We start from the raw sequence: 16,540 nt of genomic DNA on the forward strand, positions 1-16,540 counted from the left end.
TTTGAGCTTGAACAGAGCTCTCCCTCCAGCGTAGAATGTCACTCCATCCGTATCGAAAAATACACCCACCCCACCCAGCGCCATCGTTCATGTCGCGACAGTCATCGAAGGACCGCATGACCACCCCCATCCAGGACACCTCCGGAGCGGAATCCGGCCAGCTTTCATCGGTCAAACAGGCACTCTTGGCCGTGCGCGACATGAGCGCCAAGATCAAGGCCATGGAGGCCGCGCGCCACGAACCGATCGCGGTGATCGGAAGCAGTTGCCGCTTTCCCGGCCAGGCCGACACCCCGGAGCGGTATTGGGAGCTGTTGAAAAACGGCGTGGACGCCATCTCCGAGGTCCCCTCCGACCGCTGGAACGCCGAAGCCTGGCACGATCCGGATCCGGACCGGCCCGGCACCATCGTCACCCGCCAGGGCGGCTTCATCGGCGACCCGTCCGCCTTCGACCCGCAATTCTTCGAGATCTCGCGCCGCGAGGCGGCCAGTCTCGATCCGCAGCAACGCCTGCTGCTGGAGTTGACCTGGGAGGCCCTGGAACGGGCCAACATCCCCCACGAGGCGGTGCGCGGCCAGCCGGTCGGGGTGTTCGTGGCGTTGAGCAACGTCGATTACGCGCTCCTGATGCACAAGAGTCGCCCGCCCGAGGCGATCGACGCCTATTTCATCACCGGCAACACCTACAGCGTGGCCGCCGGGCGGCTGTCGTTCTTTCTCGGGGTGACCGGCCCCTCGTTTTCGGTGGATACCGCCTGCTCCTCCTCGCTTCTGGCGACGCATCTGGCCTGCCAGAGCCTGCGCAATCGGGAGTGCGAACTGGGGATCGTGGCCGGGGTGAACCGGATCCTGATTCCGGAGGTGAGCATCAACTTCTCGCGCGGCCACATGCTCGCCCCGGACGGGCGCTGCAAAACCTTCGACGCCGCCGCCGACGGTTACGCCCGCGGCGAAGGGGGCGGCTCACTGATCCTCAAGCGCCTGTCCGACGCCCAGCGGGACGGGGATACGATCCTGGCCCTGATTCGCGGCTCGGCGATCAACCAGGATGGCGCGAGCGGTGGCCTGACCATGCCCAACGGTCTGGCCCAGGAGCGGGTGATCCGCCAGGCCCTGGCCAACGCGCAACTCAAACCCGGCGACATCGATTACGTCGAGACCCACGGCACCGGCACCCCGCTCGGCGACCCGATCGAGATCGATGCCCTCTCCAAGGTGTTCGGTCCGGAGCGACCCCAGGATCAACCCCTGCACATCGGCTCGGTGAAGACCAACTTCGGCCATCTGGAGTCCGCCGCCGGCATGGCGAGCCTGATCAAGGTGATCCTGTCGCTGGGCAACCGCGCCATTCCGCCCCATCTGCACTGCCGGACCCGCTCCCCGCATATCGACTGGAGCCGCGCGCCCCTCGACATCCCGGCCACCCTCATCCCCTGGCCGGAACGCGACCGTCCGCGCCGCGCCGGCATCAGCTCGTTCGCCTTTGGCGGCACCAACGCCCACATGATCCTGGAAGAGGCCCCGACCCCGCTCGAAGAGCCGTCCACCAACCTGCCCCCTCCCCCGCCGCTGGCCCTGCTGCCCCTGTCGGCCAAGGGGATGCCGGCCTTGCGGGAACTCGCCCGCCGCCACGCGGCGCGCATGGAGGCGGAACCGGAGCCGGCGTGGTGGGATCTCTGCCACACCGCGGCCACGAGCCGCGCCAGCTTCCGCCACCGGGTCGCCCTGGTCGCGCCCACCGGGGAGGATCCCGCCAGAATCCGCGCCGAACTCCTGGCCTTCGCCGAAGGAGCCGCCGACAAGAAATTCCAGCGCGGACGGGCGCCCTGGGGGATCATGCCCGGCGTGGAGAACCCCACCGGGCTGTCCCCCAAGGTGGCGTTCCTGTATACCGGCATGGGATCCCAGTACCTGGGCATGGGGCGGGGACTGTATGCGACCCAGCCGTTGTTCCGCGCCACCCTCGACGCATGCGACGCGATCTTGCGCCCGCATCTGACCCCCTCGCTGCTCGAGGCGATGCTGGGAGATGACGACGCCCTGTTGAGCCGTCCGGAGTACGCCCACTGCGCCATCTTCGCGGTGTCGTGCGGCCTGACGCGGCTGTGGCGGGCGCTCAAGGTGGAACCCGCCGTGGTGCTCGGCCACAGCGTGGGGGAGTACGCCGCCGCCTGGGCCGCCGGCATGGTGAAGCTCGAAGCGGTGCTGCCGCTGCTGGTGGAGCGGGGTCGGCTGATCGGCGCCTTGCCGCCCGGCGGACGGATGGCGCTTCTGGCCACCGGCGAGGAGACGATCCTGAAGGCGGTGGCCCCGCATGCCGCCGAGGTGTCGCTCGCGGCCATCAACGGCCCGGACTACTGCACCATCTCCGGGGCCGGGGCGATCGTCGAACGGCTGTTGGCCGAATTCGCGGCGGCGGGCACGCCGGGCCAGATGCTCAAAAGCGAACACGCGGTCCACTCGCCGCTGGTCGAGCCGATGCTCGATCCCTTCGAAAAACGGCTCGCCAACCTCGAGATCTCCGCGCCGAAAACGACCCTGATCTCCGGGCTGACCGGCAAGCGCGCCACCGTCCACATGCAGACCCCCGGCTACTGGCGTCAGCAGATGCGCCAGCCGGTCCGCTTCGCGGAGGCGATCCTGGCCGCGCGTCAGGCCGGTTGCGACGCTTTCATCGAGATCGGCGCGCAACCGGTATTGATCGGCCTGGGGATGATGGCCCTGCGCGACGATCCGGTGGCGTGGCTGGCCAGCCTCAAGGAGGGGCAGGACGACTGGTCGATGCTGCTCCGCTCCGTGGCCACCCTGTACACCCATGGGGCCAATCCGGACTGGAACGGCCTCTATCGCGACCATCCGCGCCGCAAGGTGACCCTGCCCACCTATCCATTCCAGCGCACCTTCTGCTGGTTTGCCGACGAACGGGCCCCGATCCCCAATCCCGGCTCCCCGGCCCCCTTGTCCGTCGTCGTTCCGTGCGCCACCCCAGCCGGGGCGACCTCCTCCCCCGCCGCACCGCCCGAGACCGTTGCCATGCCCACCGCCGCGCCTTCCCTGGCCGCACCGCCCGAGACCGTTGCCATGCCCACCGCCGCTTCCCTGGCCACCTTGTCCGATACCGTTGCCACGCCCGCCGCCGCGCCTTCCCCGAAGCGACCCATCACCGACAGGCTGCGCGATCTGATCGCCCGGCAACTGCGCGCCACCCCGGATGAGGTGGATCTGAACGCCCCGTTTCTGGAGATGGGAGCCGATTCGCTGATCCTGATGGAGATCCTCCAGGCGATCGACAAACGCTTCGGCGTGCGGATTCCGATCCGGCGCATCTTCGAGGATCTGTCCACTCCGCAGCTGGTCGCGGAGGCCATCGCCCTCGAACAGCCCGCCGGCTGGGTCGATCCCGAGGCGGAGATCCCCATCGCCTCCGACGCCACGACCCCACCGGCTCCGCTCCCGACCCACGCGGCCCCCGGCTCCGCGACCCCACCGGCTCCGCTCCCGACCGGGAGCGCCGCACCGGGCTCGATGGTGGAGCAGGTGGTGATGCAGCAGTTGGAACTGATGCGCCAGCAACTGGCGCTGCTGCGTGGGGAGTCGCCTCTGGCAGGCCCACTGGTCCAGGCGGTGCAAGGCACCGCACCCGCCGCACCCGCCGCATCCCCCTCCCCCGCGCCGGTCCCCACGCGTGGCGGTCACTTCGCCTCGTTCCACGACCAGGATGCCAGCCGGCTCTCCCCCTCCCAGCAAGCCTATCTGGACGGGTTCATCGCCCGCTACATCGCCCGCACGAAAACCTCCCGCGCCAAGGCCGAGTCCGAGCGGGTCCACTGGGCCGACGTGCGCTCGCTGATGGGCATGCGCCCGGAGACCAAGCGGTTGAGCTATCCGATCCTCTCCAACGAGGCCACCCGGAGCGGCTTCATCGACCTGGACGGCAACGCCTACGTGGATCTGGCGGGCGGATTCGGCGCCCATCTCTTTGGATTGAAGGATCCAGACCTCACACGGGCCATGATCGAACAAATTGACCAAGGGATCCATCTGGGGCCGCAATCGGGATTGAGCGGCGAGGTGGCGCGCCTGATCCGGGAGCTGACCGGGGTCGAACGGGTCGCCTTCTGCACCACCGGCACCGAGGCGGTGATGTCGGCGATCCGCCTGGCGCGGGCGGCCACCGGACGCCGCAAGATCGCCATGTTCTCCGGCGCCTATCATGGCCACTCGGACGCGGTGCTGGCCATGGCCGGCAAGGTGGACGGGATAAGCCGCACCGTGCCGATGGTGCCGGGGATCCCGCCCGAGGCGGTCGGCGATACCATCATTCTCAACTACGACAAGCCGGACGCGCTTGATGCGATCCGCGCCCAGGCGGATCAACTGGCCGCCGTGCTGGTCGAACCCGTCCCGAGCCGCCAGCCGACCATGCAGCCGCGGGCGTTCCTGCAACAACTGCGCGCCGTGACGAAAGAACTCGACATCCCGTTGATCTTCGACGAGATGATCACCGGATTCCGCATCGCGGCGGGCGGCGCCCAGGCCCATTTCGGCGTCCAGGCCGATCTGGTCACCTACGGCAAGGTGCTGGGGGGCGGACTCCCCCTGGGGGTGATCGCCGGGGAGGCCCGGTTCATCGACCAGGTGGATGGCGGGGAGTGGGCATTCGACGATCCCGACTCTTTCCCGAGCGCCCAGACCACCCTGGCCGGGGCCGGCACCTTCCGGCGTCACCCCCTCTCCCTGGCCAATGCCCGCGCCATCCTCACCCGCATCCGGGACGAGGGACCGGCCCTGCACGAACGGTTGAACGAACGCGCCGCCCGACTCGAAGCCGATCTGAACGGCTGTTTCCAATCCAAAAACATCCCGGTGCGCATCGCCCGGTTCGGCTCCCTGTTCCGTTTCGTGCAGAGCGGCAACTTCAGCTACACCTATCAATCCCTGGAGATGGATCTGCTGCACTTCGGGCTGATCGAGCGCGGCATTTATCTCTGGGAGGGGCGCACCTGTTTTGTCTCCACCGCCCACACCGACGAGGATCTGGCCAAGGTGGTCGAGGCGGTGCGCGAAACCATCGAGGCGCTGCTCGATGCCGGCTTCTTTCCCATGGCCGGGCATACCCCGCCCAGGCCCGAACCGTTCACCCTGCCGTTGAGCAAGGCCCAGACCCAGCTCTGGACCCTCGATCAGGTGAGCGGCGACGGTTCGCTGACCAACCTGAGCCACACCAATCTGCAATTGCGCGGTCCGCTGGATCTGGCGGCACTGGAGCGGGCCGTCAACCAGGTGATCGCCCGGCACGACGCCCTGCGCGCGGTCATCGATCCAAACGGCCAGCACCAGACCATCCTGCCCGAAGTGACCCATGTCCTGCCGGTGACCGACCTGACCCATCTGGAGCCCGAGGCGCGCCAACAGGCGCTGGACGCCTGGTTCCTCCGCGAGGCCGCCACCCCGATCGACACCGCCACCCCACCGGCCATGCGCCTGTCGGTGCTGCGTCTGGAGACCGGGCTGCACCGACTGGTGTTGACCGCCCACCACATCCTCATCGACGGCATGTCGATCGTGGTGGTGTTGCGCGAGATGTTCGCCTGTTATCTGGCCCTGCGCGCCGGACGGGCCAGCGCGCTGCCCGCGCCCATGCCGCTTGGGGACCATCTGCGCTGGCGCGAGAACTCCGACCGATCCGACGCCCTGAAGGTCCACGAAACCTTCTGGCTGGAGCAGTTCCCGGATCCCCTGCCGGTCCTGGATCTGCCCGGCGACCGATCCGCCCCCCAAGAGCACGACTACCGGGCGGCGCGGGCGGTGCTGCGGCTCGATGCCGGGCTGCATCAGGGGTTGAAAAGGGCCTGCACGCGCCACAACAGCACCCTGTTCATGCTGATGTTCGCCGCCTATCAGCTCTTTCTGCACCGGTTGTGCGGGCAGGACGAACTGGTGATCGGCATTCTGGTGCTGGGTCGTCCGCCCGCCGCCGCCCGCCAACCGCTCATCGCCTACTGCTCCCACATCCTGCCCATCAAGGGGCGACTGGAAGGGGATCCCACCCTGGCCGAATTCCTGGCCACGGTCAAAACCACCCTCCTGACCGCCCTGGAGCACCAGGAGTACCCCTTCGCCAACCTGATCGAACACCTGAACCGCCGTCAAAGCCAGATGCGCGCCCCGCTGGTGGCGACCACCTTCAACATGGACCATCCGATCGAGCTGGACCGCGAACTGGACCTCGTGGCCGAATGGTTCCCGCAACCGATCCACGCCCTGGACAACGCCTTGAGCGTGAACGTCACCGAGATCCAGGGGGAGCTGGTGATCGAGTTCGATTACGCCACCGCCCTCTTCGACCCGGAGACCCTGGAACGGTGGAGCGGGCTGTTCAAGAACCTCCTGACCGCCCTCGCCGACGAGGGGGCATCCGCCACCTCGGTGCGCCGGCTGCCGCTCCTGACCGCGACGGAGCGGGAACGGCTGCTCGCCATCAGCCATCCTCCGGGCGCCCATCGCGCCCCGGCGCCCTTCACCCTGCTCCAGCAGGGCGTGGAGCACTGGGCCGGGACGACCCCCCATGCCCAGGCGATCCTCTGCGACGATCAGAGGATCCCTTACGTCCATCTGAACCGCCGCGCCAACCATCTGGCCCACTTCCTGATCGGACGCGGCGTGGGTCCGGAACGGCTGGTGGGGGTGCTGCCGGTGCGCTCGGTGGAGATGATCATCGCAGTTCTGGCGATCCTGAAGGCGGGCGGGGCCTATGTCCCCCTGGACCCCGATCAGCCCAAGGCGCGGCTGGCGACGATCGTCAGGGATGCCGGCATCCGCCTGGTGCTCGCCCACGACGCATTGCGCCACCTGCTGCCGGAAGAGGATTGCGAGGTCATCTCCCTGGACGATTTCGACGACCTGACCCGCTCCTTGAGCCCGGACAACCCCGCAAACGCCGTCCAACCCGACCAGGCCGCCTATGTGATTCACACCTCCGGCTCCACCGGCGAACCCAAAGGTGTGGTGGTCTCGCATCGGGCCATCGTCACCCATTGTCTCGACTACGCGGCCCTGCTGGGGATCACCGCGCAAGACCGGGTGTTGCAGTTCACGGCGTTGCACTTCGATTTTTCGGTCGAGGATCTGTTCACCACCTTCCTGTCCGGAGCCACGCTGGTGCTTCGCGGTCCAACCCTCTGGAGTCCGGCGGAGTTCAACCGGCAGGCGCGCGCCCATGGCCTGACGGTGGCCGGACTCACCCCGGCCTATCTGCAACAGTTGCGGCACGACTGGCAGGTCCGACCCGAGGATGCACCCGCCGGCACCCTGCGTCTGCTGCATGTGGGCGGCGAGGCGGTCTCTGCGGAGCTGATCGCCGGAATCCGCGCCACCCCGTTGGGCGCGATCGAGATCTGGAACGACTACGGTCCCACCGAGGCGGTGGTGACCGCCCTGGCCCAGCGCATCCCCCAGGCCATCGATCCGGACCGGCGCATCCCGATCGGCCAGCCGTTCGGCACGCGCCGCGCCTATGTGCTCGATCCTCTGGGACAACTCCAGCCCCTCGGCGTGCCGGGTGAGCTGCATCTGGGCGGGAACGAGCTGGCGCGGGGGTATCTCAACCGTACGGAGATGACCGCCGAGCGGTTCATCCCCGATCCCTTCAGCTCCACCCCCGGCGCGCGCCTCTACAAGAGCGGCGACCTGGCCCGGCTGCTGCCGGACGGTTCGTTCGACTGTTTGGGCCGATTGGACAACCAGGTGAAAATTCGCGGTTTCCGCATCGAGTTGGGCGAGATCGAAGCCGCGCTCACCCGCCATGCCGGGCTGCGCGAGGCGGTGGTTCAGGTGGTGACCGCGCCGAACGGTGAAGGGGAGCTGGTGGCCTGGCTGGTATCCGCCACCGCCCCGGCCCCGACCGACGACGACATCCGCGCCCATCTGCGCTCCTGGCTGCCGGACTATATGATCCCGGCTCATTTCATCCACCTGAATGCCTTGCCGATGACCGGCCAGGGCAAGGTTGACCGGCGCGCCCTGCCCCCGCCGACCGCCCTGGAGCCGGATCCGGCCAGCCTCGAACCCCCGGCCACGGCCACCGAACGGCTGCTGCACGAGATCTGGAGCGCGGTCCTGGCCCGTCCGGCCATCCATCGCCATGCCGATTTCTTTGCCCTGGGAGGGCACTCGCTGCATGCCATCCAGGTGATCACCCGGCTGCGGGAACGCATGGGCATCGAAATTCCGGTGCGTCTCATCTTCCAGTTGCCCACCATCGCCACGCTGGCCCGCCAGCTCGATGCCGCCCTGGGGATCCTCCCCGACACCTGCCACGACGAAACGGAACGAGAGGAGTTCGTCCTGTGACCCATGCGCCCATCGCAACCCTGATTTCCGACCTGCGCGCCCTGGGCGTGGTCCTGCTCGTGGATGGCGAAAACCTGCGGGTGAGCGCCCCCAGAGAGCGGCTGACCCCGGAACTGCGCGGCGAGATGGCCGCCCGCAAGGGGGAGATCCTGGCCCACCTGAAAGCCGAGGCCGCGACCAGTGGCATCACGGTGTTGGACCGCTCCGGCACCGCCACCACGATCCCGACCGGATCCCGCGCTCCCGGAGATGAAGCAACGCTCTCCTTTGCCCAGCAACGGCTCTGGTTCCTGGACCAGATGGAAAAAGGGTTCACGTGGAACATCCCGGCGGCCCTGCGTCTCACCGGCCCCCTGGATCACGCCGCCCTGACCCGCGCCTTGTCCGCCCTCATCGCCCGTCACGAGACCCTGCGCACCACCTTCGGCCTTGCCGCCGACGGGGCCACCCCGGTGCAGCGCATCGCCGCGCCCGCCCCCCTCGATCTGCCGGTGGTGGATCTCTCCGACCTCGCCCCGGAAGCGCGCGAAGCCGAAAAACGCGCCTGGATCGCCCGTGGCGAGGAGCACCTGTTCGATCTGTCCCAGGGACCGCTCATCTGGGTGACTCTGGTCAAACTCGACGAGAAAAACCATCTGCTGCTCTTGACCCTGCATCACATCATCGCCGATGGCTGGTCGCTGGGGGTGCTGGTCGGAGAGGTGGCGGCACTCTACGCCCGCGAGACGGGCGCGGCTGAGGCGCCGCCCCTGCCGCCCCTGCCGATCCAGTACGCCGATTTCGCCAGTTGGCAAAGGAGCTGGCTGGAAGAGGGGGAGCTGGACCGGCAGTTGGCCTACTGGCAGAAGCAGTTGACCGGCGCTCCGGCCCTGTTGGAGCTGCCCACGGACCGTCCGCGTCCGGCGGTGCAGGGGTTCAACGGCGCGGCGGAGCGTTTTTCTTTTTCACCGGTTCTGACCGCCAACTTGAAAAAACTGAGCCTCGACCACCGCACCACCCTGTTCACCACCCTGCTGACCGGCTTTGCCGTGCTGCTCGCCCGTTACAGCGGACAAACGGATCTCGTGATCGGCTCGCCGGTGGCCAACCGCAACCGCGCGGAGCTGGAGGGATTGATCGGTTTTTTTGTGAACACGCTGGTCCTGCGTCTGCAATGGACCGAACAGCCGACTTTCGCGGCGCTGCTCGAGCAGGCGCGCGCGGTGACGCTGGAGGCCCAGTCCCATCAGGATGTCCCCTTCGAGCAACTGGTGGAGCGGTTGAAACCGGCCCGCACCCGCAGTTACTCCCCGCTGTTCCAGGTGATGTTCATTCTGCAAAACACCCCGGAGCAGCGCCTGGAGCTGCCGGGGCTGACCATCGAGCCCCTGGATCAGGAGCAGGTGCCGGCCAAGTATGACCTGCTGCTCGCCCTGGAGGAGAAGGGCGATCTTCTCAAGGGCGAATTCGAATACAACACCGACCTGTTCGATGCCGCCACCATCCGGCGCATGATCGGCCATCTGGAGACGCTGCTCACCGCCGCCTGCGACGACGTGAACCAGCCCTGCGCCCGGCTGCCGCTGCTCACCCCCGCCGAGTATGATCTCATGGTGCGCCAGTGGAACCGCACCGAGGTGGTCGAACCCGAAGGGGGGTGCCTGCACACCCTGATCGAGGCGCAGGTGGCCCGAACCCCGCATGCGCCGGCCCTGGTTTGGGGGGATGTCACCCTCGACTACCAGACCATGAACGCCCGGGCCAACCAGCTCGCCCACCACCTGATCGCCCTGGGCGTCACCCCCGGCACCCTGATCGGCATCAGCGTCGAACGGTCGCCAGACACGGTGATCGCGCTGTTGGCCATTCTCAAGGCGGGCGGGGCGTATGTGCCGATGGATCCCAACCATCCGCCGGAGCGTCTGGCCATCCTGATGGAGGATGCCCGTCTGAAGTTCGTGGTGGCGCACGCCTCGGTGGTCTCCAAACTCCCCGTCGATTTGAAGGATGGGGGGAGCCCACCCGCCACCCCCGACCCTGGAACCCTGTTGCGGGCGTCTCAAGATACCGCGCCGACGCTTTGTCTTCTCGAACGCGACGCGGCGATCATCGCCACCCGCCCGAAAAGCAATCCGGATGTGGCGGTCCAGCCCGACCACCCCACCTATGTGATCTACACCTCCGGCTCCACCGGACGACCCAAGGGGGTGGTGATCCGCCACGACCGGCTGGTGCGGATGTTCCTGGTGACCCGCGCCTGGTTCGATTTCGACGCGCACGACATCTGGACCCTGTTCCACGGCTTTTCGTTCGACTTCTCGGTCTGGGAGATGTGGGGGGCGCTGTTGTTCGGCGGCAAGCTGGTGGTGGTGGATGGCGAAACCGCCCGCTCCCCCGAGGCGTTCTACGCGCTGCTCCATCGCGAACGGGTGACGGTGCTCAACAACAACCCCTCGGTGTTCCAGGCCCTGACCCGCATCGAGGAGTCCGGCGGGGCCAAACCGCTCGCCCTGCGCGTGGTGATCTTTGGCGCCGAACCGTTGAAACTCCAGAACCTCAAACCCTGGTTCGCCCGCCACGGAGACCAGCGCCCGCGGTTGATCAACCTCTACGGCATCACCGAATCGACCGTCCACACGACGTATCACGCCCTGAGCCTGGCCGATCTCGAGCAACCCCATCTGCGCATCGGTCCGCCGCGGGCGGAGCTGCATCCGCTCTACATTCTCGATGACCACCTGCAACCGGTGCCCATCGGCGTGCCGGGAATTCTGTATGCCGGCGGACACAACCTCTCGCCAGGATATCTCAATCAACCGGAGCTGACCGCCAAGGCGTTCCTCCCCGATCCGTTCAGCGACGATCCCGAGGCCCGACTGCAACGCACCGGGGATCTGGCCCGATTTCTGCCGGATGGCAACATCCATTTTCTGGGTCGCAAGGATTATCAGGTCAAGGTTCGCGGCTTCCGCATCGAACTGGGGGAGATCGAGGCCAATCTGGTCCGGCATCCGGACCTGTACGAGGCTGCCGCCACCACCTGGGAGCCGCGTCCCGGCGACAAGATGCTGGTGGCCTACGTGGAGGTGCGCAAGGGGCACGAACCGCCGACCGCCGAGCAGCTGCGCGCCTATCTCAAACAAAAGCTCCCGGATTACATGGTGCCCGCCCTGTTCCGCATCATGGCCGCCCTGCCGCGCTCTCCGAACGGCAAGGTGGATCGGCGTCTGTTGCCCGCCCCGACCGACGAAGGGATGGCCGAAAGCCGTTTCACCCCACCCCGAGGGCTTACCGAGGAGCTGATCGCCGCCACCTGGGCGGAGCTGCTGACCCTCCCGCGCGTGAGTCGCGACGCCCACTTCTTCGAGCTGGGCGGCCACTCGCTGATGGCCACGCGGGTACTGGCGCGCCTGAAGGACCAGTTCGCCCTGGAACTTCCCCTGGCGCTTCTGTTCGATCACCCGGTGCTCGGCGATCTGGCCACGGCCATCGATGCCGCGCGCCTGACCGCCCGACGTCTGCCGCCGCCGCCGCCGATCCGCGCCATCGACCGCAGTGGCGATCTGCCTTTGTCGTTCGCCCAGCAACGGCTCTGGTTCCTGGAGCAGCTGGAGGGGGGCTTCGCCACCTACCATCTGCCCGGCGGCATGGCCCTGACCGGCCCCCTGGACCTCGCTGCCCTGACCCGCGCCCTGCGCACCATCGTCAACCGCCATGAGTCGCTGCGCACCGTCTTTCCGTCGGTCGATGGCAACCCGGTGCAGCGGGTGCTTCCCCTCTTCGATCTGCCGGTGCCGCTGTTGACCCTCGCCCCCGGACAGTCGCTCCAGGATCTGGCCAGCGAGCAGATGCAACGCCCGTTCGATCTGTCCAGCGAGCCCATGCTGCGCGCCAGCATCGTCCAGATCGCGCCCGAAGAGCACGCACTGCTCTTCACCCTGCACCACATCGCCTCGGACGGCTGGTCGGTGGCGATCTTCATCACCGAATTGTTCCAACTCTACAACGCCTTCGCGGCGGGCGCGCCGGATCCCCTGCCGCCCCTGCCGATCCAATACGCCGACTACGGCCACTGGCAGCAACAGTGGCTCACCGGCGCGCTGCTCGAACAGCAACTGACCTACTGGAAGGGGCAACTGGCCGACATCCCGGAGCTTCTGGAACTCCCCACCGACCGGTTGCGCCCGCCGGTGCAGACCTATCACGGCGCGGATCTGTATTTCAACATCGACAGGCCAACCACGGATCGACTCCATGCGCTCTGCCGCGCCACCGGCGCCACCCTCTTCATGACCCTGATCGGCGCCTTCGCCACTCTGCTCGGTCGCTTGAGCGATCAGACCGACGTGGTGATCGGCACGCCGGTGGCCAACCGCGGTCGCCCGGAGACCGAAGGGTTGATCGGCTTTTTCGTCAACACCCTGGCCTTGCGGGTGGATCTGGGCGCGGATCCGGATTTCGCGACCCTGTTGACACGGGTGCGACGCATGACCCTGGACGGCTTCGCCCACCAGGACATCCCCTTCGAACAGCTGGTCGATGCCCTCCAGCCCACCCGCAACTTGAGCCACGCGCCGCTTTTCCAGGTGCTCTTCGCGCTCCAGAACGCCCCCTTCGCGCCGCCGGACCTCGCCGGGGTGACCATGCGGGCTTTGGATCTTTATGGCAAGTCGGCCAAGTTCGACATCTCGCTCTCCATGGAGGAGAACGCGGAGGGGCTCTCCGGCAACTTCGAGTACAACACCGATCTGTTCGATGCGACCACCATCGAGCGTTTCATCGGTTATTTCACCAGCCTGCTCAAAAACATCGCCGCCACGCCGAACATCCCCCTGTCGCGCCTCCCGATTCAAAACGCCGCCGAACGGGAACTGCTGCTGGAGACCTGGAACGCCAACCACGTCGATCATCCCCACGCCGCTCTCTGCATCCATCAACTGTTCGAACATCAGGCCCAGGCCACTCCGGACGCCATCGCCCTGATCTGCGACGATGGCCGCAGGCTCACCTATGCCCAACTGGACGCAAAAACCAACCAGCTGGCCCACCATCTGCGCGACCTTGGCGTCGGTCCGGACCGGCTGGTGGGGGTCTGCCTGGAGCGCAACCAGGAGCTGGTGGTGGCCCTGATGGCGATTCTGAAAGCCGGCGGGGCCTATGTCCCGCTCGACCCCAACTATCCGCCGGAGCGCATCGCCTTCATGCTCTCCGACATGGAAAAAGCCGACACCTCCTCCGAAGGTCCGGTGCTGCTGACCCAGCAATCGATCCTCCCCCACCTGCCCGCCTCGCGAGCGCGGGTGGTGAGCCTGGATGGTCCGGTGGCCGCCCCCATCGCCGCGCGCTCCACCAGCCGACCCGAACCCCTGGCCACCCCGAACCACCTGGCCTATCTGATCTACACCTCCGGCTCCACCGGTCTGCCCAAGGGGGTGGCCATCGAACACCACTCGACCGTCACCCTGATCCACTGGACCCGGACCTTCTATGAACGGGCCTGGTTCGAGGCGGTGCTGGCCTCCACCTCGATCTGCTTCGATCTGTCGGTGTTCGAGCTGTTCGTCACGCTCAGTTGGGGCGGTCGGATCATCCTGGCCCGCGACGCCCTGGCCCTGCCCGGCGTGGTCGAAGCCGGCCACCAGGTCACCCTGGTCAACACCGTCCCCTCGGCCATGGCCGCCCTGCTGCGCCTGGGGCCGCTGCCCGACTCGGTGCGGCTGGTGATCCTGGCCGGCGAACCCTTCAAGGATACCCTGGCCCACGCCATCTACGCCAATCCAGGGGTTTTGCATTTCGACAATCTTTACGGTCCCTCGGAGGACACCACCTACTCCACCTGCGCCCGCATCCCGGCGGATCTGCGGGGTTCGCCTTCCATCGGGCGACCGATCGCCAACACCAAGGCCTATATCCTGGATGCCCATCTGGAACCGGTGCCGATCGGGGTGACCGGAGAGCTTTACTTAAGCGGCGACGGTCTGGCCCGCTGCTATCTCAACCGCCCGGAGCTGACCGACGAAAAATTCATCCCCAATCCGTTCCATCCCGAGGGGATGTACAAGCGCATGTACAAGACCGGCGATCTGGCCCGTTTCAAGCCGGATGGCTCGATCGATTTTCTGGGACGCCGGGACCATCAGGTGAAGATCCGGGGTTTTCGCATCGAGCTGGGGGAGATCGAAAACGCCCTGCAACAACATCCCGAAGTGCGCGAATCGGTGGTGGTGGTGCGAAGCGAAGGGACGAATGGCGAAAACCGTTATCTCGTCGCCTATGTGGTGCCGCGACCGGGATCGGCTCCCACGGTGGGAGATCTGCGCGCCCACTTGAAGAGCCGCGTGCCGGAGTTCATGGTGCCGGCGGTGTTCATGCTCCTGCCCGACGGTCTTCCCCTGACCGCCAACGGCAAACTCGATCGCAAGGCCCTGCCCGATCCGGAACGGAGCCGCGAGGGGCTCTCCAGCCAGCTCGCCGCGCCCCAGTCCCACAAGGAGCAGCTCCTGACCCGGTTGTGGAGCGAGGTGCTGGGCGTGGAGCAGGTGGGGATCCACGACAACTTCTTCGAGCTGGGCGGGGATTCGATTCTCAGCATCCAGATCGTCGCCCGCGCCCGTCAGGCGGGCATGGGGTTGACCCTGCGTCAGATCTTCCAGCACCAGACCATCGCCGAGTTGGCCAGCGTGGCCAGTTTCGCCGAGGCGGTGCGGGCCGAACAGGGGATCGTCACCGGCGCCGCGCCGCTCACCGCCATCCAGCGCTGGTTTCTGGAACGCGCCACCGAAGCCCCCCACCACTTCAATCAGGCCCATCTGCTGGTCACGCCTCCCCATCTGGATCCGGAGGCGCTGCGTGGGGCCATCGGCGAACTGCTGCGCTGGCACGACGCCCTGCGGCTGCGTTTTTTCCGGGATCCCTCCGGCTGGCGCCAGGAACTGGCGGAACCGGACGAGACCATCCCCTTCACCCGCGAGGATCTCTCCGCGCTCCCCGCCGACGGCTGGCACGCGGCCATCGAAACGCGCGCGTCCCAACTGCAAGCCTCGCTCGACCCGAGCCGGGGACCGCTCCTGCGCGCCGCCCTTTTCCAGGGCGCGGACGACCAGCCGGGCCGGCTGCTCTTCATCATCCACCATCTGGCCATCGACGGGATCTCCTGGCGCATCCTGCTGGAGGATCTCCAGACCCTGCTCGACCAGGCCGCGCGCCGCGAACCGTTCCAGCTTCCGGCCAAGACCACCTCGTTCAAGCAGTGGGCGGAACGGATCACCGCGCCGGCCCACCTGGAGACCCTGCGCGCGGAACTCCCCTATTGGCAATCCCTGGCCGATCGCACCTTTCTGCCGCTGCCGCATGACCAGGGAAGCCCGGATCAACCCAGCCTGGCCGGCTCGGTGGCCCATCTGCGCGTCTCCCTGGATACGGTCGAAACCAACGCCCTGTTGCACGAACTGCCAGGAGCGCTGAACGCCCGCATCAACGATCTGCTCCTCACCGCCCTGGCGCGCGCCTTGAGCCTCTGGTCCGGACAAAAAAGCGGCGCCTTCCTCATCGATCTGGAGGGGCATGGTCGCGAAGAGCTGTTCGAGGATCTGGACATCTCCCGCACCGTGGGGTGGTTCACCGCGCTCTATCCGGTGGCCCTCGAGGCGGTGTCCGACGACTCCTGGCCCGCCGGAGCCCTGAACAGGATTCAGGAACGGCTCGCGGCGGTTCCGAAAAACGGCATCGGCTTCGGCCTGTTGCGTCATCTGCTTGACACCCCGTCGCGCCAGCCGCCCACCGCCCAAATCAGCTTCAACTATTTCGGTCAGTACGATGGTCTGCTCGGCGCGTCGAACCGCTTCACCCTGGCCCAGGAAGCCATCGGTCCCACCAGCGACCCGCGCGCCCAACGCAGCCATCTTCTGGAACTGAATGGTTTTGTGGGCTCCGGCGTGTTACACTGGGACTGGAGTTATGATCCGTGTCACCATCACGCCGACTCGATTCAACGTCTGGGGGAACTTTTTCTGGTTGCATTCAGAGAAATGATCCAATATGGTTTGGAATCGGAATCTTTGCGCCAGCCAGCTGAAGATGCCGCGGCAACCAACCTGGATGGGGATGATCTGGATGCCTTGCTGGCCGAACTGAGTTAACGTTCGGATTCTATGGCGCGAAAATTGCTTTCCATCTCCAACACCCATCCCTTCTTCATGCTATCGAGC

Annotated in this window: 2 protein-coding genes; both read left to right on the top strand. The window is 66.9% G+C overall.

Features of this window, described 5'->3' with window-relative positions; all coding sequences use genetic code 11:
• The first annotated feature begins 116 nt into the window (after positions 1 to 116).
• A complete protein-coding gene (locus tag ACOY6C_RS11705) occupies positions 117 to 8,354 on the top strand; it encodes an amino acid adenylation domain-containing protein (RefSeq protein WP_420905657.1) in 8,238 nt (2,745 codons plus the stop codon).
• Positions 8,351 to 16,471 (top strand): amino acid adenylation domain-containing protein, encoded by an 8,121-nt coding sequence (locus ACOY6C_RS11710; RefSeq protein WP_420905658.1) that lies wholly within the window; start codon positions 8,351 to 8,353, stop codon positions 16,469 to 16,471. Before ACOY6C_RS11705 ends, ACOY6C_RS11710 begins: the two co-directional genes overlap by 4 nt.
• Positions 16,472 to 16,540 lie beyond the last annotated feature (69 nt).

The sequence above is a fragment of the Candidatus Magnetaquiglobus chichijimensis genome, from assembly GCF_045865675.1.
GTDB lineage: Bacteria > Pseudomonadota > Magnetococcia > Magnetococcales > Magnetaquicoccaceae > Magnetaquiglobus > Magnetaquiglobus chichijimensis.

Coding starts and splice junctions, on each gene's coding strand:
- ACOY6C_RS11705 (WP_420905657.1), top strand. CDS start 117: ATGACCACCCCCATCCAGGACACCTCCGGAGCGGAATCCGGCCAGCTT.